Source organism: Maribacter sp. UH1 (assembly GCF_056839145.1).
Map to the genome: position 1 here is coordinate 2,308,486 of NZ_CM166387.1, position 26,602 is coordinate 2,335,087.

Sequence of the window (26,602 nt, forward strand, 5' to 3'; positions counted from 1 at the left end):
TTACATCTGTGTTTTATTAGTTATCAGTATTTTATTACTATTTTTAACATAATTACATGTTAAAAAATAGAAATTGACTCACGACTACGATAATTCTCAGGTTCTGGAAAAACATCACCAAATATTTATTGAACAAACGCCAACAGCAATAGCTATGTTAGATACTAACATGGTGTATTTGGCAGTTTCAAAACGATGGATAAAAGATTTCGTTTTTGAGAATGAGGATGAGAATATTGTAGGAAAGTCACATTATGATGTTTTTCCAGAAATAGGAGATGACTGGAAAGAAAAAAATCAATTATGTCTAAAAGGGGCTATTGATATATGCGATGAGGCACCTTTTTATCGTAAAGATGGGTCCATTCAATGGATTTATTGGGATGTAAGACCTTGGTATAATGCTGAAGGAGAAATTGGTGGACTCATTATGCATACTGGTGATATTACTGCGCAGAAAGAGAAAGAGTTAAAGGAAAAAAAGTTTAATACTATATTAAGGGATACCAGTGAAATTGCAAGAATTGGTTCGTGGGAAATAGACCTTTTAAAAGAAAAAGTAACCTGGAGTAGTATGGTGTATGAAATTCACGAGGTTCCTCTTGATTACGAGCCTACAATCGCTTCTGGGTTAACTTTTTTTGAAGATGAAGAAAGTCGTAATAGAATTTTAGAGGGACTTAAAAATGCACAAGAAACTGGTACTCCAGTTAATCTAACTCTTAATCTTAAAACAGCTAAGGGTAATGATCGGTGGGTTAAAGTTATAGGAAAGGTCGAACGAACTAAAGGCGTATCCACAAAGATTTTTGGTATAACGCAAGATATAACGTCATCGATGATTTCTGAGCAGAAATTGACTGTTGCAAATGCAGAATTAGAAGCTATTTTTAACTCAGATGCGATAGTGGTAATTACCACAAATTCAGAAGGTATAATTAATCGCTTTAATAAAGGTGCCGAAAAATTATTAGGATATGATTCTGTAGAAATGATTGGTTTGCAAAAACCAGAATTATATCTTCATAAAGGAGAACTTGAGCAATTTAGAAATGATATGATTGCCGAGTTTAACGGTGGTGTAAATGATGAAAATTTTAACTATAGAAACGAAAATGTCAATGATACAAGACAATGGACTTATAAAAGAAAAGATGGTTCAACATTTCCTGTATTGTCAACTGTAACAGCAGTTAATAATAGTTACGGTAAAAATGAAGGTTTTATAGCCGTGGCTACTGATATCTCTAAAATTAAAGAGGTTAAAGATGAATTAAGACGAAAAAATGAACTTTTAAATTTTGCAGAGAAAATTAGTTTAATAGGGCATTGGCAATGGAATACTGTTTTAGATAAAGTACAATGGTCAGACAATTTTTATACAATTTTAGAACTTGACGAAGCTATAACTGACCTTAATTTCAACAGCTATTATAGGTTTGTTCATCCAGAAGATATAGGAATTGTTGATAATCATTTTGAACAAGTAGATAAGAATAAAATATGGAATAGTTTTACACATCGTATTATTACCACTTCGGGCAAGGTTAAAACAATTCTCCTTTTAGGGAAAGTTTTTACTAATGAAAAGGATGAAATTGTAGAAATGATTGGTACTTGCCAGGATGTAACCGAATCAAAAAAAGCCGAACAGAAAATAATTGAAGCCAAAGAAGAATTAGAAATAGTTGCACAAAAACTATCATATCAAAATAGACAATTAGCAGATTTCACCCATATTACTTCTCATAACTTAAGAGCTCCGGTTGCGAACTTAAATTCATTGATGGAAATTTATAAGCTGACAGAAGATGAGGAAGAGCGCTTAGATGTTTTTGAAAAGTTTGATACGGTAATTGACCGGCTAACCTTAACCTTGAACACCTTAATTGAGGCGTTAAAAACAAAAATCAGCGATACAAAGGAAGAGTTGGAGAGTATCGATTTAAATGAAACACTAGATAGTACAATCCAGACATTAAGCGGTTCAATTCTAACTTCAGGGGCTATTATAAAAGGAGACTTCACAGAAGTGTCCATTATCAATTATAATAGAATATATATGGATAGTATTTTCCTTAATTTAATTGGTAATGCCATAAAATATAAGGCAAAAGACAGGGTACCTGAAATAATAGTAAAATCTAAGGTTAAGAATGGTAGAAATATCATTACATTTAAGGATAATGGATTGGGCATTAATCTTGAACGACATGGGCACAAACTTTTTGGACTAAATAAAGTTTTTCATAGACACCCAGATGCAAAAGGTGTTGGTTTGTTTTTGACAAAAACTCAAGTTGAAGCTATGGGTGGTACAATTACCGCAACTAGTGAAGTCAATGTTGGCACAACTTTTACAATAATATTATAATTAAGATTGCTATGAATGACGTTTTAAAAACTTGTATAGTAGATGATGATTCTATTTATAGATATACTATGGTCAAGACACTAGAATCAACCAAATTACCTATGGAGATTATGGTTTTTTCAGATGGAGAAGAAGCAATTGATTTTATGTTGGATAATCTTGATCAAAATTCCGTATTCCCAGATGTGATTTTTCTAGATATTGACATGCCAGTAATGGACGGCTTTCAATTTATGGAAGAGTACGTAAAAATTAAACCTAGAGTTGGTAAAAAAATAACCATTTACATGGTGTCATCTTCCCTGGATCCTGTTGATATTGAAAGAGCAAAGAAAATTAGTGCTATTTCAGATTATATTGTAAAACCAATTGGTTTAGGTAGGTTAAAGCATATTATTGAGGAGTTGTTAGAGGAAAGAAAAAATTAAACGTTGTTTTAGATTCTCAAATTTTTTAGGTCATCATTCAATTTAATCGCGTTAAGCTAAAATGCTAAATACCAGTAATTTTGATTGAACCTAAAAATTAAACTATGTCTTTACTAACAATCATTTTAAATATATTATTACCGCCATTAGCTGTTTTTATGAAACACGGTATTGGTACTACACTTTTAATAAGTATTCTATTGACTTTGCTCGCTTGGTTACCTGGAGTAATCCATGCATTTATTGTTAATCAATAAGTTATAAAGTATATTTTGTCTTGCCTACTTTGTTTTGGCAGTGACATTTAAAAACCGAATTCTATTAAAATTATGATAGTTGTTCGGTTTTTTCTTGATATAATATAATTGTAACGTTTTTTTTGCTTTTCCTGTATTTCAGTCAGTTGTTAACACTTATTGTGAAGAGAGACTATAAATTCATTCATTTAAGTAATAAATTTGATACGTTAGTAACTACTTTTTCAATCGACTATTTAATTTTAATGAATGGTTGAGGTAAGTATTGATAAGTCCAACCCTAATTTATATGCTGAACAAATGATTAAGTATCTTAAAATAGTAATCGCTTTGGTGGTTTTAAACATTGTAAGTTGTAAAGAAACTCCAAAAAAAGGTGAAGCCAGTTCAAAACAGAATTCCAAAGTGGAAAGCCAAGAATTAAGTGCAGAGGCTATAGTTCAAAATGCTATTGTAGCACACGGTGGTACTGCATATGACAAGGCAAACTATGAGTTTGTATTTAGAGATAAAATATACATGTTCAATAATACGGATGGGTCTGCTTATCGTGTAAATTTCAAGGATAGTATTGGTAATAGAATTGAAGACAATTTAAACAACGGATCTTTTAGTAGAACTATTAATGATAAAGTGGTAGAACTCTCTGAAAAGGATATTTCAATACATAGTAATGCTTTAAATTCGGTTATATATTTTGCTACATTACCACATAAACTAAACGACAAGGCGGTTCATAAAGAGCTTATTGGCGAAACGGTTATAAAAGGTGAGGATTATGATATTATTAGAGTCACTTTTGGTAAAGAAGGCGGCGGCAAGGACCATGATGATATTTTTATGTATTGGATAAATAATCAATCTCACTACATTGATTATTTAGCGTACAGCTATAGTACCAATAATGGCGGTGTACGTTTTAGAAGTGCATATAATCCAAGAACTATTGATGGTATTCGTTTTCAAGATTACATCAATTGGGCAGCTCCGGTTGGTACTCCATTAAAAGATTTACCTACTATGTATGAAATGAACGAGCTGAAAGAACTTTCTAGAATTGAAACGGAGAATGTGCGTAATATTAACGCGACTGAATTGATAGAATAATCTTCATTCTAGAACACAGTTTACTTATTGTATCTTTGAGAGATTGCGTTAAATTCAGTTTTAATGATGAAATTAAAAGAACTCAATATTCAATTAAACTCTGTCTTATATGAAGGGTGAAAACTTGTTTGAAAATTTTAAGACCATTTCTGAAAAAGAATGGAAACAGAAAATTCAGTATGATTTAAAGGGAAAAGATTATAATGAAGAAGTTGTTTGGAATTCTCCTGAAGGAATAAAGGTAAAACCTTTTTATCATGCGGATGATTTAGAGCATGTAAAGGTGAAGACTTCTCAAATCTCATCATGGAGTATTGGTCAGTCTATATATGCGGGTAATGCCATAATGGCGAATGAAAAAGCGCTTAAAAGTATTCAAAAAGGCGCTGAAACTATACAGTTTCTAATTCCGGATACAACCATTGATATTGCCGTAATTTTGAACAATATTGATTTAAATATTGTAAAAGTATATCTGAACATGCAATTTATGTCTAAAGAATATATAGACAAAATACTTGTTAAGGTTTCCCAATCAAAAAATGTGCATCTTCAAATAGACCCAATAGGTAATTTGGCTAGGTCAGGTAATTGGAACGATACAATGTCTGCAGATATCGATTTGGTTGAGGGTTTAATTTCTAAGGATATTGAAAATTTACTTTGCGTTGATGTTTCGCTTTATGAAAATGCTGGAGCGGATATGGTTCAACAATTAGCATACGCCATGTCTCATGCCAATGAATACTTAAATTTATTAGAAGAGAAGGGTGCCCTTTATAAATTAAAAAATATAGATTTTAAGGTAGCGGTTGGGGGTAACTATTTCTTTGAAATTGCAAAGCTTAAAGCATTACGTAACCTTTGGGAAATTTTGGCAAATGCGTATGAAGTTTCCATTCCGTGCCATATTACTACGGAGCCAAGCAAGCGTAATAAGACTATTTATGATTATAACGTAAATATGTTGAGAACCACTACAGAATGTATGTCAGCAGTTTTGGGTGGGGCAGATACGGTGTTCAATTTAAATTATAACGCCGTTTATAAAAAGGATAATGAATTTGCCGATCGTATAGCTTTAAACCAGCTGATATTGTTGAAAGAAGAAAGTTATTTTGATAAGGTAGAAAACCCTTCTGCGGGCAGTTACTATATTGAAACCATAACCAGTCAATTGGCAGAAAAAGCATTGATTTTATTCAAGTCGATTGAAAAAGATGGCGGATTCTTAAAACAATTAAAGAATCATATCATTCAGAATAGAATTGCTGATGGTGCACGTAAACAACAAGAAAAGTTCAATGAAAAAAAGATTGTTCTGGTAGGTACGAATGCATTTCAAAATGAAGACGATAAAATGAATCAGGAGTTGGAATTATATCCATTTGTAAAAAAGAATCCAAGAAAAACATTGGTTACTCCTATTATAGAAAAACGATTGGCAGAAGAACTTGAGCAAAACCGTTTGTCACATGAGTAGAAGAGACTTACAACATATTCAATTAGCTAATTCGGTATCGCTTAGCAAAGAGCAAAAAAATAGTAATAGAGAATCTGACGACGCTCCGTTTATTACTGCGGAATCTATTCCGTTGAAAAAAAGCTATGCTAAGGAGGATATCAATGATATTGAGCATCTAAATTTTGCAGCAGGTATACCACCGTTTCTACGCGGTCCTTATTCAACAATGTATGTGTTGAGACCCTGGACTATTAGGCAGTATGCGGGATTTTCAACTGCTAAAGAAAGCAACGAATTTTACAGAAATAATTTAAAAGCAGGACAGAAAGGTTTGTCCGTAGCTTTTGATCTACCTACGCATAGAGGTTATGATAGTGATCATGAACGTGTGGTTGGTGATGTAGGTAAAGCAGGTGTAGCCATAGATACCGTTGAAGATATGAAAGTGCTCTTTGATGGTATTCCACTAAACGAAATGTCGGTTTCTATGACTATGAACGGTGCGGTACTACCAATTATGTCATTTTATATAGTTGCGGCAGAAGAACAAGGTGTTCCGTTAGATAAGTTATCTGGAACCATACAGAATGATATTCTAAAGGAATTTATGGTGCGTAATACCTATATCTATCCGCCAAAACCTTCTATGCAACTGGTAGCGGATATTTTTGAGTACACAAGTAAACACATGCCTAAGTTCAATAGCATCAGTATTTCAGGATATCACATGCATGAAGCCGGTGCGCCTGCTCATTTAGAATTGGCGTATACCTTATCCGACGGATTGGAATATATTAGAACGGGCATAAAAGCGGGATTACAAATTGATGATTTTGCACCGCGACTTTCCTTTTTCTGGGGCATAGGGATGAACCACTTTATGGAGATTGCTAAAATGCGTGCTGCAAGAATGTTATGGGCAAAAGTGGTAAAAGAATTTAATCCACAGAACGAGAAATCGTTAATGTTGAGAACGCATTGCCAAACTAGCGGTTGGAGCCTTACGGAACAGGATCCGTTCAATAATGTGGCAAGAACTACTATAGAGGCTGCTGCCGCCGTATTTGGCGGTACACAGAGTTTGCATACTAATGCATTAGATGAGGCAATAGCGCTGCCTACAGACTTTTCCGCACGTATTGCTAGGGAAACACAGATATACCTGCAACAAGAAACCAACATGACCAAAACTGTAGACCCATGGGCAGGTAGTTATTATGTAGAGAAACTAACGCATGATTTGGTGCATAAAGCTTGGGAGTTGATGCAAGAGGTGGAGAATCTTGGCGGAATGACCAAAGCAATTGAAACAGGTATTCCTAAAACTAGAATTGAAGAAGCCGCCGCTAGAAAACAGGCAAGAATAGATAGTCAGCAAGATGTAATTGTAGGCGTCAATAAATATCAATTGAGTGAAGAAGATGAACTCCAGATCTTAGAGGTCGATAATAAAGAAGTGCGCAGGCAGCAATTAGAACGACTAAAAGAAGTAAAAGCAAATAGAAATACAGCTGTAGTTGTCCAAAAACTGAAAGAACTTACCATTGCTGCTAAAAATAAATTGGACGATAGCGATTCGGAAGAAAATTTATTAGCTTTAGCAGTAGATGTGGCAAGGGAGAGAGCAACTTTAGGAGAAATTAGTAGTGCTTTAGAAGAAGCATTTGGCAGGCATAAGGCGATTATAAATTCATTTACAGGCGTGTATTCAAGAGAAATTAAAGAAGATAGTAGTTTTAAGAAAGCACAGGAGCTCGCAGATCAATTTGCAGAGCAAGACGGGCGTAGACCACGTATTATGGTTGCCAAAATGGGGCAAGATGGTCATGATCGTGGAGCTAAGGTTGTTGCTACAGGCTATGCCGATCTAGGGTTCGATGTGGATATAGGTCCGCTTTTTCAAACGCCAAAGGAAACAGCTAAACAGGCAGTAGAAAATGACGTCCATATTTTAGGGATTTCATCTTTAGCTGGCGGACATAAAACCTTGGTGCCGGAAGTAGTTAAAGAACTTAAAAGCTACGGTCGTGAAGATATTATGGTTATCGTTGGCGGAGTAATACCGAAACAAGATTATGATTTTCTAAAGGAAGCTGGTGCAATTGCTGTTTTTGGGCCTGGAACCAAGATCAGTGATGCGGCCATTCAATTGTTGGAATTACTTTTGGAATAAATTGATAATACGATAAACTAAAAATGCCCGAGCAATTTCATTGCTTGGGCATTTTTTTATATCATTAAAAGAAGTTACGCAGCGGCAACTTCTACATTACTCTCTTTATTTTTTAACCAGAAATATAGAATGGTAAATAGTACTATAAGTATAGCAGGGAAAAGTACCATAGTACCTAAAGTTTCTTGACCTGAGACTAATTCTAATTCATCACCTGTGAATCCTTGTGCTTCTGCAGCTGCTCTGTCAGCATCGATCCAACCACCAATAATAGGTTGAAAAATTGAAGATGAGAACATCCCTATGGCTCCAATGATAGACATGCCTAAGGCACCTGTTTTTGGTGTCTTAGTGGCAGCCAAACCAATCATGTTTGGCCAGAAGTAAGCAACACCCAATGCAAATATTACAGCGGCAACATAAGCCATTGCCCCTGTTTGCGTGCTAAATAAATAAATACCTAAAGTTGCTAGAATTGCAGATCCTAATAACACTCCCGTTTGGTTGAATTTCGCTACCATGCTGCCTCCAAAGAAACGTGCTACGGCCATTAAGCCTGCCGTCAGTGCTAAAATTAAAGTTGGTTCAGCTCCACTTTTAGAAAGAATAAGTCCAACCCATTGGTTAGGTCCAAATTCAGAAATTGCTGTTAGTGCCATACATATTGCAATGAACAAAAATAACGGAGTAAACATACCTTTTAAGTTTCCGCTAATGGTTGCAGCTTCTTCAATTTTAGCTTTAGGCCACGTTTGACCAAAGAATAAAAATGCATAAATAACCGCTGGTATTAGTAACAACCATACTTGGCTCTGACCAATGATTCCCATATCTGTCATAAAACCAGATAATAAGCTTCCTACAGCAATACCACCTGGGAACCACATATGAAACCTATTTAGCATCGTACTCATTCTATTACCCTTGTACGCATCTGCGATCATAGGGTTACAAGCAGCTTCGGTACAGCCGTTACCAAGTCCAATTAAGAGGTTGGCAACCAAAAGGCCCATATAACTTCCTGAAAAAATTAAAAGTAAAATACCTATGGCATGTGCAAAAAATGCAAATTGCATAATGACTTTGCCACCTACTTTATGATATATCAAACCACCAATGACCATAGCAATTGGAAAACCTAAAAACCACATGGAGGTTATAAGTCCCGCTTGACTAGCGCTTAATTCTAATTCTGTTTTTAATTGATCTAATATACCTGCCGCAATGGCAAAAGAGAATGCCGTGGTAATTAAAGCGAAACAGCTGGCATAAAAAAGCCTATTCGCATTTACTCTAGAAGTTGAGTTAGAACTGTCCATATTTAAATTGATTTAGTTGTTGTTTTGCATAATTTGCTAAACTAATAAAAATGAAATAATATCAATGCTTTTTTAGTAAAATGATACCTTATCTACGACATAAAGCACAAAAAATAGTATTTATATAATTTTTAATGTTTTTTATGCAATGAGCTGTATATAGATTTGAACAGTATAGTGTTGATTATGAAGTATTAGCTAACTTGTAGTCTAAATAACCACCTTTAATTATAAATTATGAAATACGCTATTTATGTTCTTTTTGCTTTTATTATCATGAGTTGTGCCGATGTAAATACAAGAACTGAAAATGAAAAAAGCTTTAATGTAATTGTCAATGAAGATTATAACCCTGAGGCTATACTGGATAGTTTAGATATAAAGCTTAGGGATCAAGGAACACCTGTTGCAAATTACGTACATGCGGCAAGAACGGGAAATTTGTTATTCTTGGCAGGCAAAGGTCCAAAACAAGCGAATGGAGAAAATATTGTTGGTAAGTTGGGCGATAGTTTAACAGTAGAACAAGGTTACCAAGCTGCACGCGAAGTAGGTATTAACCAGTTATCAGTGTTAAAAGCTGAATTAGGCAATCTTAATAAAGTAAAAAGGATTGTAAGCGTTCATGGTATGGTTAACTCCGCTCCAGATTTTAAAGATCATTCTAAAGTGATCAATGGCTATTCAGACTTAATGGTAGAAGTTTTTGGTGATAATGGAAAGCATGCACGCGCTGCGGTAGGCATGGGTTCTTTGCCGGGAAACATGGCTGTAGAGGTAGAAATGGTTGTTGAGGTGTACGAGTAGTAGCTTTGATAATATATACGTGTATTAAACCTATAACATCAATTTAATAACTAAGGGTTGATGTTTACATCACTTTTCAGCAGACTTAGAACTATAATTTTGCGGTGCCTCTAAAGAGGATACGTTCATAGTTTGAGTTAGTTTGGTAAAGCCGATTTAGTCAATCGGCTTTTCTATTTGTATATAGTAATGAACAATATCTTAAAATGGTGTTAGACTTTTGATTTAATTCTTGTTTTCACTAAAAAAGAATACCAATAAAAAGGCAACGATTAAACAAATTGCGAAAAATCCGAAAAGATTAATGTAGTTGGACATAAGTAGGAATTTTCAGCTAATCTATAAAAAGAATGGCAGGGCTACCTTCATCTAAAGTTATTTTCGATAAACGGTGTCCATTTTATAATCCAGTCATTATTCTTTTGCTCCAAATTTCATACATAGGTTCTCCTTTGCTGTTTTTACCTTTATGATGCCAGTCATCCCCTTCTAGATTATAATTGAATTCTAATTGTGCTCCAACTCTAGTATTGTCTTTAGAGAAAAATGCTATGTGTTCTTTATAGATACCATTTACGGATGAGTAGTTGCCGCCGCCAGTTCCTGAAAATCGAAAAGATTCGGTGTCATAGGCTATCCATTGAAATGTATTATCCATTAAAAGCTTCATTGTTTTTCTTGAGTTTTCTTCACCTCTTCTTTCTTGCCCGGTATCCGGTCCTCTAGTTGCAAAAAGCCAAGCACCTTCTAAATCTTGTGTTGTAGCATCAAGTGGTGTTAATGTCAGTTTTTGATTCCAATTCATTTTTAGAATTTTACCGTCCATTTCTACTGGGATTGATAATTGTCTTAAAGTATCGTTCTTAAAATTAGAATTGAATTCCAACAAAGCAACCAATAAGGTATTTGATGCTGTATTTTCAACTTGATAAAATCCGCCAACAGTTTTTATGAATTTTTCGGGTTCAATTTCATATGTATTATAGATAAAATAATCATCGTTTACCTTTACCTGATGCACCGTCTTTGAACCATTATTTTGAATGGTATCTACATAGACTGCAGATGGAATTTGACCGTATGAAACTAAACTAACGCCAAAAAATAAAAATAGAGACGATTGTAGCAGTTTTAAGTAAGATTTTTTCATTTTTATGGGTTGTTTGTGAATTTTGTAATCAATTGAAAATAAGTTATTTATATTTTATTTTACACTATTTTAGTATTGATTTTCTTAAAAAAATGTTAATTATCGTAAAAAAAATAAAAATGCTTGTTTTTTCATTTTTTTTGATTTCATTTGTCCTGTCCTAAGATACAACTTTGTATGTTGGATATTTCAGGCTTTTAGCTGAACATTATGTATCGTTATTCTATGTTCGGGTTTGAGGGAAATTGGAAGTATTTTTCTCAAATGGCTTATAAGATAGGTTGCCGATTAGTTAAGCAAACTTCCAACTCATATTCTACTATCATGCAAAGTCAGCATGATTACTTCTTTATTCCTACTACTCAGAAGCAAATTCTGGTGTGATGTCTTAACTTAAAATAGTTACGTTTTCTTAACTTTAAGTCTATAGGCTAGTTACTACATTTATCATAATCATATTTCATTATTATTTAATATTCAATTCATGAATACCAAATACATTGATCTTATTGATCAAACTTACTATTTCCCTCAAGAAGAGTTTAATTTAGATGGTGAGCACTTACAATTTCATGGCATTCCGTTGAACGATTTGGTTCAGCAGTATGGTAGTCCGTTGAAATTTACATACCTCCCAAAAATATCAGAGAATATTTTGAGAGCCAAAAACTGGTTCGCAAATGCTATAGAAAAGAATAATTATAAAGGTAAATACCATTATTGTTATTGTACAAAGAGTTCGCATTTTCAACATGTAATGCATGAAGCTCTTAAGAATGAGATTCATATGGAAACCTCTTCTGCTTTTGATATTAACATTATTGAAAAACTAAAAGCAGATGGTAAGTTAACGAATCAAACGTATGTTATCTGTAACGGATTCAAACGTGAGAAATACATTGATAATATTGCTCGGTTAATTAATAACGGTCACCAAAACTGCGTGCCCATTATCGATAATTATGAGGAGATAGATTTACTTTCAGATGCCATCAATGATACTTTTAAAGTGGGTATTCGTATAGCATCTGAAGAAGAACCAAAATTTGAGTTCTATACTTCTCGTTTAGGCATTGGTTACAAGAATATTGTTCCGTTTTATGAGAACCAAATAAAGGATAATGATAAGGTAGAACTTAAAATGCTTCACTTCTTTATTAACACTGGTATTCGTGACAATGCGTACTACTGGAACGAGCTTGTAAAGTGTTTAAAGGTATACGTGCGTTTAAAGAAAATGTGCCCTTCATTAGATAGTTTAAATATTGGTGGTGGCTTCCCTATAAAAAACACATTGGCATTCGACTATGATTACCAATACATGATCAATGAGATTTTAAACCAGATCAATATTACGTGTTCAGAAGCAGATGTTCCCGTACCACATATTTTTACTGAATTTGGCAGCTTTACGGTAGGCGAAAGTGGCGGTGCTATTTATGAAATTTTATATCAAAAACAACAGAACGATCGTGAGAAATGGAATATGATAGATTCGTCTTTCATTACCACGTTACCAGATACATGGGCAATCAATAAAAGATTTATCATGTTACCAATTAACCGTTGGAACGATGAGTACGAGCGTGTGCTGTTAGGCGGATTGACTTGTGATAGTGATGATTACTATAATAGCGAGCAGAATATGAACGCTATTTATTTACCAAAATATAAGCGAGAAAAGCCATTGTATATCGGCTTTTTTAATACCGGTGCTTATCAAGAATCAATTGGTGGCTATGGCGGTTTGCAGCACTGTTTAATTCCGCAGCCAAAACATATATTGATCGATAAAGACGAGAACGGTAATTTCACTTATAAGCAATTTAGAGCCCAACAAAAAGCAGAAGATTTATTGGGTATTTTGGGCTACGATGTAGCTTCTGATACAGAATAAAATTAATTTGATTACAAAGATTTACACTAAAAAACCACTTAATAATAGCTAATATATCATGAGTACATCTAAGAATTATGCCGGTATTTCCGATGAATTCGCACAACTAGAGAAGTCCAAAATTATCTTGATACCTGTTCCTTATGACGGAACCAGTACTTGGGGTAAAGGAGCGGACAAAGGCCCGGAAGCTTTCTTGGAAGCTTCTGAAAACATGGAACTGTATGACATTGAAACCGACTCAGAGGTTTACAAACAGGGGATTCATTTAACCGAACCTATAACCGAAAACAGTTCGCCAGAGGCAATGGTCAATGAAGTACATGCTATAACCAAAGACTTTATTAAGCGTAATAAGTTCGTAACCTTATTTGGCGGTGAACATTCCATTTCCATAGGTTCTATTCGTGCTTTTAATGAGTGTTTTGACAACCTAACCGTATTGCAGATAGATGCACATGCAGATCTAAGGGAGTCTTATGAAGGTACCAAGTACAACCACGCTTGTGCCGTATATGAAGCTAGCCAGACCACCAATTTGGTACAAGTTGGTATTCGTTCTATGGATGTTATTGAAAAAACCGTAATGGATGAAGAAAAAACATTCTTCGCTCACGAAATGGTAGCAGATGAATATTGGTCGGATAAGGTGATAGAGGCTATGACTGAAAATGTATTTATCACATTAGATCTAGATGCTTTTGACCCTTCTATTATGCCATCTACAGGAACTCCAGAGCCAGGCGGATTGTTATGGTACGAGACTTTAGAATTCTTAAAACAGGTTTTTGAAGATAAGAACGTAGTAGGTTTTGACATCGTAGAGCTATGCCCTAACAAAAATGATAAATCGTCAGACTTCTTGGCGGCAAAATTATATTACAAAATGCTCAGCTATAAGTTTGCAGGGCAAGATATTGATCAAGAGTATGATAATACTTTTGATGTTGATTATAAAGCAAACACAAATTCAAGATTCGAAGATGACGAAGACTAAAGGTGCAATCACCAATTTTATAGAAAAATACTATTTACATTTTAATGCAGCTGCTTTGGTAGATGCTGCAAAAGGCTACGAAGAGCAGTTAGAAAATGGCGCCAAAATGTTGGTTTCATTGGCAGGTGCTATGTCTACTGCAGAATTAGGTAAAATCTTTGCAGAGGTTATACGCCAAGATAAGGTGCAGATCATTTCTTGTACAGGTGCAAACCTAGAAGAAGATATCATGAATTTGGTAGCGCATTCGCATTACAAGCGTGTGCCAAATTACAGAGATTTGACTCCGCAAGACGAGTGGGATCTATTGGAAAAAGGTTTAAACCGAGTTACGGATACTTGTATTCCAGAAGAAGAAGCTTTTAGAAGATTACAAGAGCATATTTTCAAAATTTGGAAAGATGCCGATGATAAAGGAGAGCGTTTTCTACCTCATGAGTTTATGTACAAAATGCTACTTTCTGGCGTGCTAGAGGAATATTATGAAATAGACCTTAAAGATTCTTGGATGTATGCAGCTGCAGAAAAGAACTTGCCTATCATTTGCCCAGGTTGGGAAGATAGTACAATGGGGAACATTTTTGCATCGTATGTAATGAAGGGCGAATTGAAAGCGAGTACCATGAAATCCGGTATCGAATACATGACGTTCTTGGCAGATTGGTATACTCAAAATTCAGAAAACGGAATAGGATTCTTCCAAATTGGTGGTGGTATCGCAGGTGATTTCCCTATTTGTGTGGTGCCAATGTTGTATCAAGATATGGAACGTACAGATACTCCTTTTTGGAGCTATTTCTGTCAAATTAGTGACAGTACTACCAGTTATGGTTCGTATTCAGGTGCAGTGCCCAATGAAAAAATCACTTGGGGAAAATTAGATATTAATACGCCTAAATATATTATTGAAAGTGATGCGACAATTGTTGCGCCCTTAATTTTTGCTTACCTATTAGATATGTAATTATGGATAAGAACGCACATTTAAAAAGAGTAATCGTGGACTTTAAAAAGTTGACGCCAGAGGTTTTAAAACTATTAGTAGAAAGATACCCAGATGGGTATGATGACCGTAACATTATCTCTTTCAGAAACGGGCAGGGAGAACGGATAGAAGCTGTTGAGGTATTAACCGAAGACACTAAGTACTTAGTGAAAATCAGTGCCAAACTTGAGTATACCATGGAGAATTATGATGAGGATGATTATGAGGATTTTGATGATGATGATCCAACTGCTGTAGTTGAGCCAGACCCTGAGGATATGGTTGATGGTGAGGATGAAGATTAGATTACCTAGTTTCTAATAATCAGTACATTTTAAAATACCGGTTTGCTTCTTGTAAACCGGAAAATAAATATCACTTAAAAATTAAACTAAATATCGTTGTGCTTACAACAGATAAATGAAAATCGACGAAATTGAAAATATTGAATTAAAGTTTTTAGATCTAGATGATTATCAAGAACTGAAAACCGCTATGATTTCTGCATACGCCAATATGCCTGGTTCATATTGGAAAGAGGAACATATAAAATCTTTGATCGATAAATTTCCAGAAGGTCAGGTTGTTATCAAGATCAATGGGCAATTGGCAGGAGTAGCCTTGTCCATTGTGGTAGATTATGATGCTTTTGATGATACCCACACCTACGAACAAATTACCGGTAAGTACAGTTTTGATACTCATAATGATGAAGGCGATGTGCTTTACGGTATTGAAGTGTTTATAAAACCGAGCTTTAGAGGTTTGCGCCTAGGGAGACGTTTATATGATTATAGAAAAGAACTTTGTGAGAAGTTGAATTTAAAGAGTATTGTATTTGGTGGTCGTATGCCTAATTATCATTCATATGCATCAAAATTGTCTCCAAAGGAATATATCGATAAGGTGCGTAGAAAAGAGATTCAAGATCCTGTCCTGAATTTTCAGATCAGTAATGATTTTCATCCTGCAAAAGTGATGAAAGGCTATTTAGATGGGGATAAGGCTTCTCAAGATTTCGCTATTTTGATGGAGTGGGATAATATTTATTATCAAAAGCCTTCTAAGAAAGCTGCGACTAAGAAAACCGTAATTAGATTAGGGTTGATCCAGTGGCAAATGAGACCTTATAAAGATTTGGATGAGCTTTTAGAGCAGGCAGAATATTTTATAGATGCGGTTTCTGGCTATCGTTCTGATTTTGCACTGTTTCCAGAGTTCTTTAATGCGCCCTTAATGGCTGTAAATAATCATATGTCTACGCCAGATGCTATTAGAGAGCTGGCAAAACATACACAGGCAATCGCACAGAAATTCTCTGAGTTTTCCATATCATATAACATCAATATTATAACAGGCAGTATGCCCGAAATGATAGATGGTCGTTTATACAATGTAGGGTATTTGTGTAGACGTGATGGCAGTATGGAGCGTTATGAGAAACTGCATGTAACACCAGATGAGGCTAAGGTCTGGGGTATGCAAGGTGGTAATCAATTAAAGGCTTTTGATACCGATTGTGGTAAAATAGGCGTGTTGGTTTGCTATGATTCAGAATTTCCGGAGTTAAGCCGATTATTGGCAGATGAGGGTATGGATATCTTGTTCGTTCCGTTCTTGACCGATACACAAAATGGTTATTCTAGAGTGCGTAATTGCGCTCAGGCTCGTGCAATAGAAAACGAATGTTATGTGGCTATTGCCGGTAGTGTAGGTAACTTGCCCAATGTGCAAAATATGGATATTCAGTTTGCACAATCTATGGTATTTACTCCGTGTGATTTCTCTTTTCCAACCAACGGAATTAAAGCAGAGGCAACACCGAATACCGAAATGATTTTAATTGCCGATGTTGATATTAGTTTACTCAGAGAACTAAATCAGTTTGGGGCAGTACGTAATCTTCGCGATAGAAGAACAGATTTATTTGAGTTAAAAAAGAAATAAGAAAGCTTCTATATTTAGGGGTCAAAAACAAACAAAATTGGATAATTTAAAGATAGTAGGTAGTGAAGAGTGGTGTGTGTTTAATGATTTGGGTATCCCAGCGATTAAGGCTAGGGTTGATTCCGGAGCTAAAACATCTTCCATACAAGCTACCAATTTAAAGATTGTTACGAGAAACGGACAAGAATGGGTAAAGTTTGAGGTGAGCCCTTTGCAAGAAAATCGCAGTATTGCCATTGAATGTCAAGCAAGATTGGTTGCTCGCCGTATGGTAAAAAGTTCATCGGGTATTTCTGAAGAACGTTTGGTTATTAAAACTCCGGTGACTATTGGTGAAGATACTTTTGATATTGAACTGACCCTGGCGAATAGAGATACGATGGAGTTTCGTATGCTGTTGGGTAGAGAAGCTTTAAACGAGCGCTTTGTTGTAAACCCAGCCGTAAATTATCAACTACAAGAATTTGATGATAAAGAAATTAATACTTTGTACGCTCCTTACTACAAGGAAAAAACTGGATTGAAAATTGCTCTCTTAGCTAGTAATCCAAACTTATACAGTAATAAAAGAATAGTAGAAGCTGCAGAGGCAAGAGGGCACGAAATACATTTTTTAAATGTAGAACAAGCCTATATGAAGCTCGATGCTCATTCGCCTGAAATTAGATATCGTGGTGGTATTATTTTGAAGGATTATGATGCCGTTATTCCTAGAATTAAGCCATCTGTTACTTTTTATGGTTGTGCATTGATTCGTCAGTTTAATAATTTGGGAGTATACTGCCAGAACTCGGCAGAGGCAATTACACAGTCAAGGGACAAATTGTTCGCCTCTCAGTTATTTTCTAATCATGATATTCATATACCCATAACCGGATTTGCAAAATCACCGATGGATACCAAAGACTTGATCAAAATGGTGAACGGTGCACCATTAATCATTAAACTTCTGGAAAGTACGCAAGGTAAAGGTGTTGTTCTAGCAGAAACCAATAAGGCAGCAGAAAGTGTTATTAATGCTTTTAAAAGTGTTAATACCAACATTTTGGTACAAGAGTTTATTAAAGAAGCAAACGGACAGGATATTCGTTGTTTTGTAGTAAATGGTAGGGTAGTGGCAAGCATGCAGCGCCAAGCTCAAAAAGGAGAGTTTAGAGCTAATATTCACCAAGGTGGAAAAGCATCGATTATTAAAATCACTGCAGACGAAAAGAAACTGGCTTTGAAGGCAGCCAAGGTATTGAACCTTGCCGTGGCAGGAGTAGATATTATACGTTCCAATAAAGGACCTTTGTTGTTAGAGGTGAACTCTTCACCAGGTTTAGAAGGTATAGAAAATGCTACAGGTAAAGACATCGCCAATGCTATGATCATGGCAATTGAAAAGCGATTGAAGTTTGTGAATTAATATTTTATTGAAAATGATTAAAACCAAAAAAGAGGTTACCTTAAATGGTAACCTCTTTTTAATTTATCTATTTTTTTTGGAACCATTTAAAATGGTTCGGGCTTAATTCATAGGTTTATCCCATGAACATGATGCTTGAAATAATAGCCCAAACACCAAGACCAATAGCAGCTAAACCAAATTTGCCTTGTAATGGTGCAAGTTTAGCTCTTAGCTCTTCTCCTTTTTTCATGGCTTCTGCATTTTTAGATAAAAGCATTTCTTGAATCATGCCATAACCTAGTAAGAAGCCTAATACTGCAGTAACAATACTAACAGCAATCCAAGTAATCCACCAAATTGGAAAACTACCAAGCATACCAAGGTTTAATACTGCACTAATGATACCCCAGATACCCCAGATACAGAAAATTAGACCGATCCAACCTTGATAAGGTGTTATTTTGTCTAATAGCTCTTTTGCATTTGGTTTTTTTGATAATAGCAATGAAGGCACTGCTAATATTCCAAGAATAATTAGTGTAAGTCCGTAAATCATAATTTTAAATTTTAGGTTGGTTTCCTGTGAATAACGGAATAATATACGTTTAAGTATAAGTCGAAATAAAGGAACCAGCAATTAATTTAAACTAATATGACTAAATAGACTTGTTCACTAGTTATTCCTTCAAATTTTCTAACATTGTTTCTGTAGTTTTTAGAAGGTCGAATTCTGCCTTCCAATTCCAGTCTTTTTGCGCTGTAGTATCATCGATGCTACTTGGCCAAGAATTAGCAATTTCTTGTCTAAAATCGGGTTCGTAAGCTATTTCGAATTTAGGAAGAACAACTTTAATGTTTTCGGCCATTTCTTTAGGCGTAAAACTCATGGCCGCCAAATTATAGGCAGAACGCTCTTTAATGTTTTCGGCAGGAGCTTCCATAATTTGCAGAGTAGCTCGTATGGCATCGTCCATGAACATCATTGGTAATTTAGTGTCTTCTTCTAGAAAGCAAGTGTATGAACCTTCAGAAAGTGCTTTATGGTAGATTTCTACTGCATAGTCCGTAGTCCCGCCACCTGGCATGGTTTTCCAACTGATCAATCCTGGGTAACGAATGCTGCGCACATCCACATTAAACTTATTAAAATAATATTCGCACCAGCGTTCTCCACTTTGCTTACTTATGCCGTACACCGTACTTGGTTCCATAATCGTATTTTGTGGGGTATCGTCTTTGGGTGTATTCGGTCCAAAAACGGCAATACTGGATGGCCAGAAAATCTTATCTATTTTTTTCTCTTTAGCTAAATTCAATACATTGAACAACGTATTCATATTCAAGTTCCATGCACGCATGGGGAATTTCTCTGCCGTAGCACTTAACATGGCCGCCATTAAATACACCTCAGATATTTCGTAGTATGCAATAACTTCTTCTAAGGCATCATAATTGGTAGCATCTAAAATTTCAAAAGGTCCAGAGGCCATTAATTCATCGTTACCTTCTCTAATATCACTGGCAATAATGTGGTCACCGCCATGTTTTTCTCTTAGAGTTAAGGTCAATTCCGTTCCTATTTGGCCACAGGCTCCAATAATCAATATATATTTTGGCATTAAAATTTGCGTTAAATGAATTTGAGATAAAGATACCTTTTCTTAAAATTTGTACATTCGCTTATGTCCAAAATTATCCTTTTTTTATCAATAGTGGTGTTGGCGGTATCTTGTAAAGATGCGGCGCAAGATAAATCTAGTATTCGTGAAATTCGTTGGGAAGAAACCACGGATAGCTTGCCACAGAAATCTCGTGTCGATGCCAAGGCGCAAACCATTTTAAATGATTGGTTGGAATACAATGCTTTAGATAAGAGTTTTGATAAAATCTACACTTCAGAACATATAGAGGATTTTCAGTTCTTAGTAGATGAGTTGATAGAGAATCAGAAAAAAATGGAAGAAGGTACGTATCCAGAGAAATTCAATATTCCACAAGTAAAAGGACGTCAAAAGCTATTTAAGACCTATGTTTTGAAAACTAAGGGAGATTTGGAATACCAACAAAATCCAAGAGAATCCATCCTTCAAATGATTACCGCTTATAATGATTTAAGAAATCAATTTAATGTGGTAGTGAATAATACCTTACCAGATGAATTAATTAAAAATGAAGATAATTAGGGTATTTCTAATATTATTAAACTCTTTTCTAGTGAACAAGTTAACGACAAGGATAAACCCGATAGAAGGAATTTAAAATAAAGAAATAAGAAAGGCGAATCAGATGATTCGCCTTTCTTATTTTCAATAACATTTCGCTATTATTTTTTCTCCTCAGGAGCATCTTTTCTTGATGTTAATGCTTGCTTGCTCAAACTTGCCAAGTTAAAATTGGGGTCAATAGCCAAGGCTTCATCTAAAGTAGCAATTGCTTGGTCAATATTACCTTTATCCATGTTATACTGAATAAGAGCCTTCACGTGAATAAAAGCAGCTTTTAAAGGAACCTCGTAAGGTTGCTGACGCTCGTAAAAAGCATATTTCATATCATCTGTAGCGTTTGTAATACCATATTCAACATGTTTCATTGCACCAACATTATCACCTGTTTGTACTTTAAGATCTGCTAGTTCATAGGCAAGGTATGCATTTGGTTCTCTGGCATACAAAGCTTCAAATTGTTCTAAAGCTCTTTTTGGCTGGTTTAAAGCTTTTAAAGAAACCGCTTTTACTTGAATGGCTAAATTAGAATCAGAATCTACTTTCTCGATTCCTATAATGTTTAAAGCTTGTAAGTGTTGATTGTCATTTGCATAAATATAAGCAAGGGTATCATTACGTTGCTGAGAAGGGGATAATATATTTAAATGCGTTAAGGCATTGATCACGCCATCAACATCGCCTTGTAATCGCATTTGGTCGTAAAATGCTTCGTAATGTTTTAGTAATTCTGATTTGGTCTGTGAATATCCATAACTACCTGAGAATAATACGGCAGCTACAACTATTAAAACTGATTTTTTCATCTTTCTTGTTCTTTTTAAAGTGCGCTAAACTATTAAAATTATCTGTATGATCTTGTTAAGGAAAGGTTTAAATGTTAGAAATGAAAAAAGGTGACCTACAGGTCACCTTTTTTAAACTTCAATAGTTTTTAGATTCTTAAGCTAATTCCAATCTATTATTAGATTTTTTAAAAGAATTTAAAAGCTGTGTGTAAAAGCCAATACTCTTGTTGTCTTTTTCAACACATGAAATTAGAAACTTACATAAGTTGTTAAATAGTAAGTTCGTGTAAAATGTTGGTAAATAAGTATTTACCGTTTTAGGGTCATATAGGCTATCGTCTTCTATTACCTCCATTTTAATTCTGTGGCGATGATAGTCTATAGTTACGCTTGTTGCATTATAGTATTTTTTCAATAGCGCAATATGTAATTCTTCGTACTTTTTAGAACCGTTAGGATTCTTGCAACTTAGGGAGATGAGCTTCTCTAATTCAACTAAAACCCTCTCCCGTAATTTATCTTTCTTCATAATATTATGGTTTTATATTGTTATACAAAGGTATGTCATACGTCGATAAGTAGTTGAAAACCAATAATATATTAACGCTGTTTTTGGGTATTTGTTGTGAAAGGGAAGCTAAGTGTTGTGTAGGTTTAGTTTATAGGTGTAAGAAAGTTATAGTTATTAATAAGAAAAATACTACAAAATGATACTATTTTTTGATTTTTGCCGGTAGCATCGTATTGTGGTGCTGGTATACCTCTTTTTGCAGCTTGTTTGGTATAATATTCTTTTTTCGTTGGATGCTCAGGATAAACGGCATTCATCACATCATTGTAATGGTCGCATTCAATAATTCTTTTTATTATTCCAATACAATCATTCAAATGAATTAGGTTTACGGGAGCGTTACCACCTTTAAGGTTTTCTCTACCTGATAACATAGTTACAGGATGTCTGTTCGGACCAATTAATCCTCCAAAACGGATAATGGTGGTATTTAAATCATTATCGTTTTTTAAAAGGTCTTCGCATTGTACCAGTTGTTTGCCAGATTCCGTAGTGTGGTTAGGTGGGGTTTTCTCGGTAACTGTACCTTCTGTATCACCATAAACTGCCGTGCTACTAGCGAATATGATATTCTTTACTGCCGATTTTTTAATAGCCTGGTGCAATAATGTAATCTTTGCAATGTAACTTTCTTTAGGACCTTTTCCTCTTAACTTGGGCGGAATATTTATAACTAGCACTGATACCGAATCAAGAAATGAATCAATATCGCCATTGATTTCATTCTCGGATAAAGCTATTTTAAACGGTGTAATGCCTTTCTCTTTTAAGATCGATATTTTCTCATTAGATGTAGAAGTTCCATTGACTTTATAACCACTTGCTATTAAACTTTCAGCTAGTGGTAAACCCATCCATCCACACCCAATTACGCCTATTTTCTTATTCAAATTTCACTTTTTGTATGGTTAATATGGCGTCGTTCAATACAAATGGTATTGGTATTTCATTTTCTTTTCGCTTTGGTATTGTGAATAATCCATTGGTAAGTAAATCATTAGAAGCTTCATATATGGTAAGTTCCAATTCTTGTTCTACTGGTAATTCTAGCACAATGTCGGTGTAATTTTTATCACTGATGTAATGTGTAATCAGTCTACCTCCATATCTATTTTTAAGAAAATGCTCAGACAATTCTATTCCATTTACATCTGCCTTTACTATATCAACATCGTTGGTGAAAACTTCCAAACGGTTTATAGGTCTGTTTGGAGTAATACATAAACGAACTGTGCGCATATTATTTACTATGGTATCCTGTTGCACCTCAATAGTTAGTTTTGGTACATTCTTTAACGGAGCTTCATTTGTAAACGTAAAATTAGAGCCGTATTTGCTACTTATGGTCTTTTTTGAAAGAAGGGTATCTGCAACTTTTTTAGTGATGTATTGCGAAGTCCAGTCAGATGGTCGGTGCTCATAAGTTGCCCACTTCGCTTTATTTTCATCGGTATCTAAAACATATAATAGGCTAGTTGGTTTCGGTCTATCGTTGGTAAATCCAGAGTTCATATGCGCAGATGCCATAAAGCCTGCAAACAACAAGAAACTTAGAAATGCCAATGCACCTTTTTTTCTGTATTTGGTAACTAAGGGAAGTAATAAAAAGAAGATTAATGTCGTCAATAGGGTAGTAGCTGCCAACATTTTAAGACCTAAGCCAACCGGAAACATTTTTACGAAAGGTGCGAATATGAACAATGCCGGAATGCCAAGAAATACCAGTAAAAACGGATTCGGATTCTTTTGATTTATATGCACGTAAAAGGCAACCAAAAAGCTATATAAAGGTATAATGAAAAATGCGGCTCCTTGTAAATACACCGCTACTAGTCCGCAAATGATAATCCAAATCATGAACGGGGCTACCAATAAATTTGCGGTTTTAATTACCTTGAATTTATAGTATGCATAAAAACAAGTGCCTAATGAAAATAGGGTAAACGCAAAGATATAAGCATGGCCGTTATAAGTGAAGCCATGTAAAATATCTTTATAGCTTGGGTATAGCCATTTTAAAAACTGCCAACTGAAGTACCCTACAACTCCGTTAACTATTAAGGTAAAGAGCACGGGAATAAACCCTTTTAAAATATCTTTTCCATTTAGGACTTTTTTGCGAAATCCAGATACTAATAATAGTATGTAAAAGAGAATGGCAATGACAAGCATGGGTATGATCCAACTAAACGGATAGGAAACCATTTTAAAGAAAGGTACATTGAAATATACGTTATCATCAAGGCTTTTTAAGTTGCTGATGTCAGCATTACTGAAATAGGTTAATAATGGCATTAGATAGCTACCTTGGTGAGCCAGCGTGTTTCTATCTAATCTTTCATAATTATCTATTTGAGTGTGGTAATCGAAGTGGTCATCAATAAACGCAAAGTTGAACCCCTCTACATCGCCATCTTCTCTAAATACGGTTAGATCCGTATCATTGGGTAACATCTTATAAATACTATAGGCAAGTGAATTTGCTACTGGAAACTCAGGATTTGCAGCTATAAATTCAGTAATTAATTTACTATTTCCTCTATTGGTCTCCATTAACATATAACTTGGTCCGCCACTACCACGAGCTTCAAAATTTAAAACCAAGCCAACATCTTTCAGCCATTCATGTTTATCTACAAATAGATCGGCACCGTTAAGACCTAATTCTTCAGCATCGGATATGAGAATGATGATATCGTTTTTAGGTGTGGTATTAGTTTTTAAAAAAGCCCTTACGCCCTCTAGAATTGTAGCAACACCACTACCGGCATCACTAGCGCCTAATGAAGAATGCGGATTACTATCATAATGACTTAGTAGTAATAAGGCTTTATTAGATTCACTTCCCTTAATTCTCGCCAATACATTTTCTGCTTTGCTCAAATTACCCCAATCACCAGCGGTATACCCTTCTTGTAAAGAAGTTTCCAAACCTAACTTTTGGAGTTCTGCAGTAATATAATTACGGACAGTCTTATGTGCAGGAAACCCGACACCATGCGGTTCTTTTGATATTTCTTTTACATGTTGCAAGGCTCTATCTGTAGAAAATTCAGTGTCTACCACTGTTTTACCCTCATTATATTGTGGTAGTAGTACCCTAAAACTCCAATATGTGGCAAGAATGACTAAAAGTAAAGTTAATACGGTTGGCGTTTTTCTCATGATTATGATATTCTTTTAAAAAGTCCTAAAATACTGAGTATATGTAGGTATTCATCGAAAAATATTAGTAAAATTCGTTTTATTTGTTATCTTTAGTAATCAACCTCTAAATAAACTATCATGGGAATCAAAAGCTTTCAAGGCGTTAGAAAAGTATTTAAAAAGGAATTTGAAGCCCCAATATTGGTCGCTGATTACATGACCACTAAGTTAATCACTTTTTCGCCAGATGATTCAATTTTAACCGTAATGGAAAAATTTGCAAAACATCATATCTCTGGTGGTCCCGTTTTGGATAAAAATGGATTTCTTGTAGGTATCATTTCTGAGGCAGATTGTATGAAGCAGATTTCTGAAAGTAGGTACTTCAATCAACCTATTTTAGATAAGAGTGTAGAAAATTTTATGACCAAGTCAGTTGAAACCATTCCTCATGATATTTCAATTTTTGATGCAGCAGGTATTTTTGCCCAACACAATAGAAGAAGATTACCCGTAATGAAAAATGATATTTTAGTTGGTCAAATTAGTAGAAAGGATATAGTCGTGGCCGCACTTAAATTAAGTGGGCATAATTGGAAATAGAAATTGAAAAGTACAAAGTAAGAAGTAAGAAGTAAGTTTATCAAAAAGTCTCCTGAAAAGGAGACTTTTTGATAAACTATTCTCAACCAACAACCAACAACGAGCTATTCTCTCTTCACGATCATATAGAAATCATTGTCTAATGGTAGGTAGCCTAAATCATATAGAAAATAGTAGGTAGTGCCTTTTTTTGTGGTGTATAGGTTGGTGATAAAGTCGAAATCGAAACCTTTATCTATTAGCCGCATACGTGTGGTTTTCGTTTTGCCGTCTTTTAATTTATAACTATCAAGAATGCGGTAGTTTTTGCGTAGCTTATTATTGATGTTTCTAATAAGGTTTTTGCTGTCTGGGTTTACTTTATTGTTAAAGGTATTGCGACAGTAATCATTGCAGAACTTTTTGTCGGCTCTGCCCAAAACCTCTTTGCCGCATTCTAAACATTCCTTTTTCATCTATTGTCTGTGGTAATTAAAGGTGACTTCGTTAGATGTTCCATCTTCTTCACCTACCTCAACATACATGTTTATTTCTTTGTCAGATATGCGTTCTATAGTAAGGTCGTCGAAGTAAAATTTATTCTCTTCTATTTTTACTAACCTGAAATCTATGTTTTCATCTTTTTCTTCCCAGCCACTTAAATTTGGATCAAAATGTTTGAGTTGAAGAAGTAAAGTGCCGTCTATTTCTATTAGATGTCCAAATTCATAAAAACTGACTATTCCCTGATCTAACAGTCTAAATGAGAACATCATTGAACCATCTGCAGGCGGACTCCATATTTCTTCGGCAATTCCTCCAAAGGCTTCTCCTTTCCAATGTCCCGCAAGCCAATCTATGCTGCTAATAGTCGCAGCAGGACTCGTCATGCCTTCTTCAAAAGAAACTGTGTTTTGTGCCTGAAGTAAACACATTGAGGATAGTAAAAAAAGCAGTAAAAATTTCATGTTCTAGTATTTTCAACAAGATACAAAT

At 34.9% G+C, this 26,602-nt stretch carries 25 protein-coding genes; 15 read left to right on the top strand and 10 right to left on the bottom strand.

Annotation, left to right across the window (positions count from 1 at the left end):
- Positions 1 to 73 precede the first annotated feature (73 nt).
- From UH1x_RS10100 to scpA, 6 genes are all read left to right on the top strand, one after another.
- The gene (locus UH1x_RS10100) at positions 74 to 2,374 is read left to right on the top strand and encodes a PAS domain S-box protein (RefSeq protein ID WP_482626448.1); all 2,301 of its coding nucleotides are present in this window, start codon (positions 74 to 76) and stop codon (positions 2,372 to 2,374) included.
- A gap of 11 nt (positions 2,375 to 2,385) precedes the next feature.
- Positions 2,386 to 2,802: a response regulator gene (locus tag UH1x_RS10105; RefSeq protein WP_482626449.1), complete on the top strand. Its 417-nt coding sequence runs from the start codon at positions 2,386 to 2,388 to the stop codon at positions 2,800 to 2,802.
- Between the two features lie 104 nt (positions 2,803 to 2,906).
- The gene (locus UH1x_RS10110; protein ID WP_036151377.1) at positions 2,907 to 3,059 is read left to right on the top strand and encodes a YqaE/Pmp3 family membrane protein; all 153 of its coding nucleotides are present in this window, start codon (positions 2,907 to 2,909) and stop codon (positions 3,057 to 3,059) included.
- Between the two features lie 249 nt (positions 3,060 to 3,308).
- Positions 3,309 to 4,166 (top strand): DUF6503 family protein, encoded by an 858-nt coding sequence (locus tag UH1x_RS10115; protein WP_482626450.1) that lies wholly within the window; start codon positions 3,309 to 3,311, stop codon positions 4,164 to 4,166.
- Between the two features lie 109 nt (positions 4,167 to 4,275).
- Entirely contained in the window at positions 4,276 to 5,649 is a 1,374-nt protein-coding gene (locus UH1x_RS10120; protein ID WP_482626451.1) for a methylmalonyl-CoA mutase subunit beta, read from the top strand.
- Entirely contained in the window at positions 5,642 to 7,804 is a 2,163-nt protein-coding gene (scpA, locus tag UH1x_RS10125; RefSeq protein WP_482626452.1) for a methylmalonyl-CoA mutase, read from the top strand. Before UH1x_RS10120 ends, scpA begins: the two co-directional genes overlap by 8 nt.
- Positions 7,805 to 7,878: 74 nt before the next feature.
- Here the strand turns inward: scpA and UH1x_RS10130 are convergent, their stop codons facing one another.
- The gene (locus UH1x_RS10130; RefSeq protein WP_036151386.1) at positions 7,879 to 9,123 is read right to left on the bottom strand and encodes an MFS transporter; all 1,245 of its coding nucleotides are present in this window, start codon (positions 9,121 to 9,123) and stop codon (positions 7,879 to 7,881) included.
- Between the two features lie 237 nt (positions 9,124 to 9,360).
- Between UH1x_RS10130 and UH1x_RS10135 the strand changes: the two genes are divergently transcribed.
- Entirely contained in the window at positions 9,361 to 9,930 is a 570-nt protein-coding gene (locus UH1x_RS10135; RefSeq protein ID WP_482626453.1) for a RidA family protein, read from the top strand.
- 400 nt (positions 9,931 to 10,330) lie between these two features.
- Here the strand turns inward: UH1x_RS10135 and UH1x_RS10140 are convergent, their stop codons facing one another.
- Positions 10,331 to 11,080, bottom strand: a complete 750-nt coding sequence (locus UH1x_RS10140; protein WP_482626454.1) for a hypothetical protein — start codon at positions 11,078 to 11,080, stop codon at positions 10,331 to 10,333.
- A 484-nt stretch (positions 11,081 to 11,564) separates the two neighbouring features.
- Here UH1x_RS10140 and UH1x_RS10145 point away from each other — a divergent pair, with 484 nt between their 5' ends.
- The 6 genes from UH1x_RS10145 (at position 11,565) to rimK (ending at position 18,314) form a co-directional block, all read left to right on the top strand.
- Positions 11,565 to 12,977, top strand: a complete 1,413-nt coding sequence (locus tag UH1x_RS10145; RefSeq protein ID WP_482626455.1) for an arginine decarboxylase — start codon at positions 11,565 to 11,567, stop codon at positions 12,975 to 12,977.
- 58 nt (positions 12,978 to 13,035) lie between these two features.
- Entirely contained in the window at positions 13,036 to 13,974 is a 939-nt protein-coding gene (speB, locus tag UH1x_RS10150; protein WP_482626456.1) for an agmatinase, read from the top strand.
- Entirely contained in the window at positions 13,961 to 14,938 is a 978-nt protein-coding gene (locus UH1x_RS10155) for a deoxyhypusine synthase family protein (RefSeq protein ID WP_396632461.1), read from the top strand. The genes speB and UH1x_RS10155 overlap by 14 nt, the downstream gene beginning before the upstream one ends.
- Positions 14,939 to 14,940: 2 nt before the next feature.
- Positions 14,941 to 15,264 carry a hypothetical protein gene (locus UH1x_RS10160; protein WP_036151408.1) on the top strand — a complete coding sequence of 108 codons (324 nt, stop codon included), beginning with the start codon at positions 14,941 to 14,943 and terminating at the stop codon, positions 15,262 to 15,264.
- Positions 15,265 to 15,379: 115 nt separating this feature from the next.
- Entirely contained in the window at positions 15,380 to 16,906 is a 1,527-nt protein-coding gene (locus UH1x_RS10165) for a bifunctional GNAT family N-acetyltransferase/carbon-nitrogen hydrolase family protein (RefSeq protein ID WP_482626457.1), read from the top strand.
- Positions 16,907 to 16,943: 37 nt separating this feature from the next.
- The gene (rimK, locus tag UH1x_RS10170) at positions 16,944 to 18,314 is read left to right on the top strand and encodes a 30S ribosomal protein S6--L-glutamate ligase (protein ID WP_482626458.1); all 1,371 of its coding nucleotides are present in this window, start codon (positions 16,944 to 16,946) and stop codon (positions 18,312 to 18,314) included.
- 115 nt (positions 18,315 to 18,429) lie between these two features.
- Here rimK and UH1x_RS10175 read toward each other — a convergent pair whose 3' ends face one another.
- Together UH1x_RS10175 and UH1x_RS10180 are read right to left on the bottom strand one after the other, a co-directional pair.
- Positions 18,430 to 18,852 carry a hypothetical protein gene (locus UH1x_RS10175; RefSeq protein ID WP_482626459.1) on the bottom strand — a complete coding sequence of 141 codons (423 nt, stop codon included), beginning with the start codon at positions 18,850 to 18,852 and terminating at the stop codon, positions 18,430 to 18,432.
- A gap of 121 nt (positions 18,853 to 18,973) precedes the next feature.
- Positions 18,974 to 19,915, bottom strand: coding sequence for an NAD-dependent epimerase/dehydratase family protein (locus tag UH1x_RS10180; protein ID WP_482626460.1), 942 nt, complete (start codon positions 19,913 to 19,915; stop codon positions 18,974 to 18,976).
- A gap of 63 nt (positions 19,916 to 19,978) precedes the next feature.
- Here UH1x_RS10180 and UH1x_RS10185 point away from each other — a divergent pair, with 63 nt between their 5' ends.
- Positions 19,979 to 20,479, top strand: coding sequence for a hypothetical protein (locus tag UH1x_RS10185; RefSeq protein ID WP_482626461.1), 501 nt, complete (start codon positions 19,979 to 19,981; stop codon positions 20,477 to 20,479).
- 140 nt (positions 20,480 to 20,619) lie between these two features.
- Here UH1x_RS10185 and UH1x_RS10190 read toward each other — a convergent pair whose 3' ends face one another.
- The 4 genes from UH1x_RS10190 to UH1x_RS10205 all read right to left on the bottom strand — a co-directional run bounded on the left by UH1x_RS10190 (position 20,620) and on the right by UH1x_RS10205 (position 25,042).
- A complete protein-coding gene (locus UH1x_RS10190) occupies positions 20,620 to 21,324 on the bottom strand; it encodes a tetratricopeptide repeat protein (RefSeq protein ID WP_036151418.1) in 705 nt (234 codons plus the stop codon).
- Positions 21,325 to 21,460: 136 nt separating this feature from the next.
- The gene (locus UH1x_RS10195; protein WP_036151420.1) at positions 21,461 to 21,835 is read right to left on the bottom strand and encodes a hypothetical protein; all 375 of its coding nucleotides are present in this window, start codon (positions 21,833 to 21,835) and stop codon (positions 21,461 to 21,463) included.
- Between the two features lie 125 nt (positions 21,836 to 21,960).
- Positions 21,961 to 22,767, bottom strand: coding sequence for an SDR family oxidoreductase (locus UH1x_RS10200; protein WP_482626462.1), 807 nt, complete (start codon positions 22,765 to 22,767; stop codon positions 21,961 to 21,963).
- The gene (locus tag UH1x_RS10205; protein ID WP_482626463.1) at positions 22,760 to 25,042 is read right to left on the bottom strand and encodes a M28 family peptidase; all 2,283 of its coding nucleotides are present in this window, start codon (positions 25,040 to 25,042) and stop codon (positions 22,760 to 22,762) included. The genes UH1x_RS10200 and UH1x_RS10205 overlap by 8 nt, the downstream gene beginning before the upstream one ends.
- 120 nt (positions 25,043 to 25,162) lie before the next feature.
- On the opposite strand from UH1x_RS10205, the gene UH1x_RS10210 reads away from it, so the two are divergent.
- Positions 25,163 to 25,627 carry a CBS domain-containing protein gene (locus UH1x_RS10210; RefSeq protein WP_299319281.1) on the top strand — a complete coding sequence of 155 codons (465 nt, stop codon included), beginning with the start codon at positions 25,163 to 25,165 and terminating at the stop codon, positions 25,625 to 25,627.
- A 104-nt stretch (positions 25,628 to 25,731) separates the two neighbouring features.
- On the opposite strand, the gene UH1x_RS10215 is transcribed toward UH1x_RS10210, so the two are convergent.
- Positions 25,732 to 26,082: a hypothetical protein gene (locus tag UH1x_RS10215; protein WP_396632451.1), complete on the bottom strand. Its 351-nt coding sequence runs from the start codon at positions 26,080 to 26,082 to the stop codon at positions 25,732 to 25,734.
- Positions 26,083 to 26,574: a DUF6265 family protein gene (locus UH1x_RS10220; protein WP_482626464.1), complete on the bottom strand. Its 492-nt coding sequence runs from the start codon at positions 26,572 to 26,574 to the stop codon at positions 26,083 to 26,085.
- Between the last annotated feature and the right edge of the window lie 28 nt (positions 26,575 to 26,602).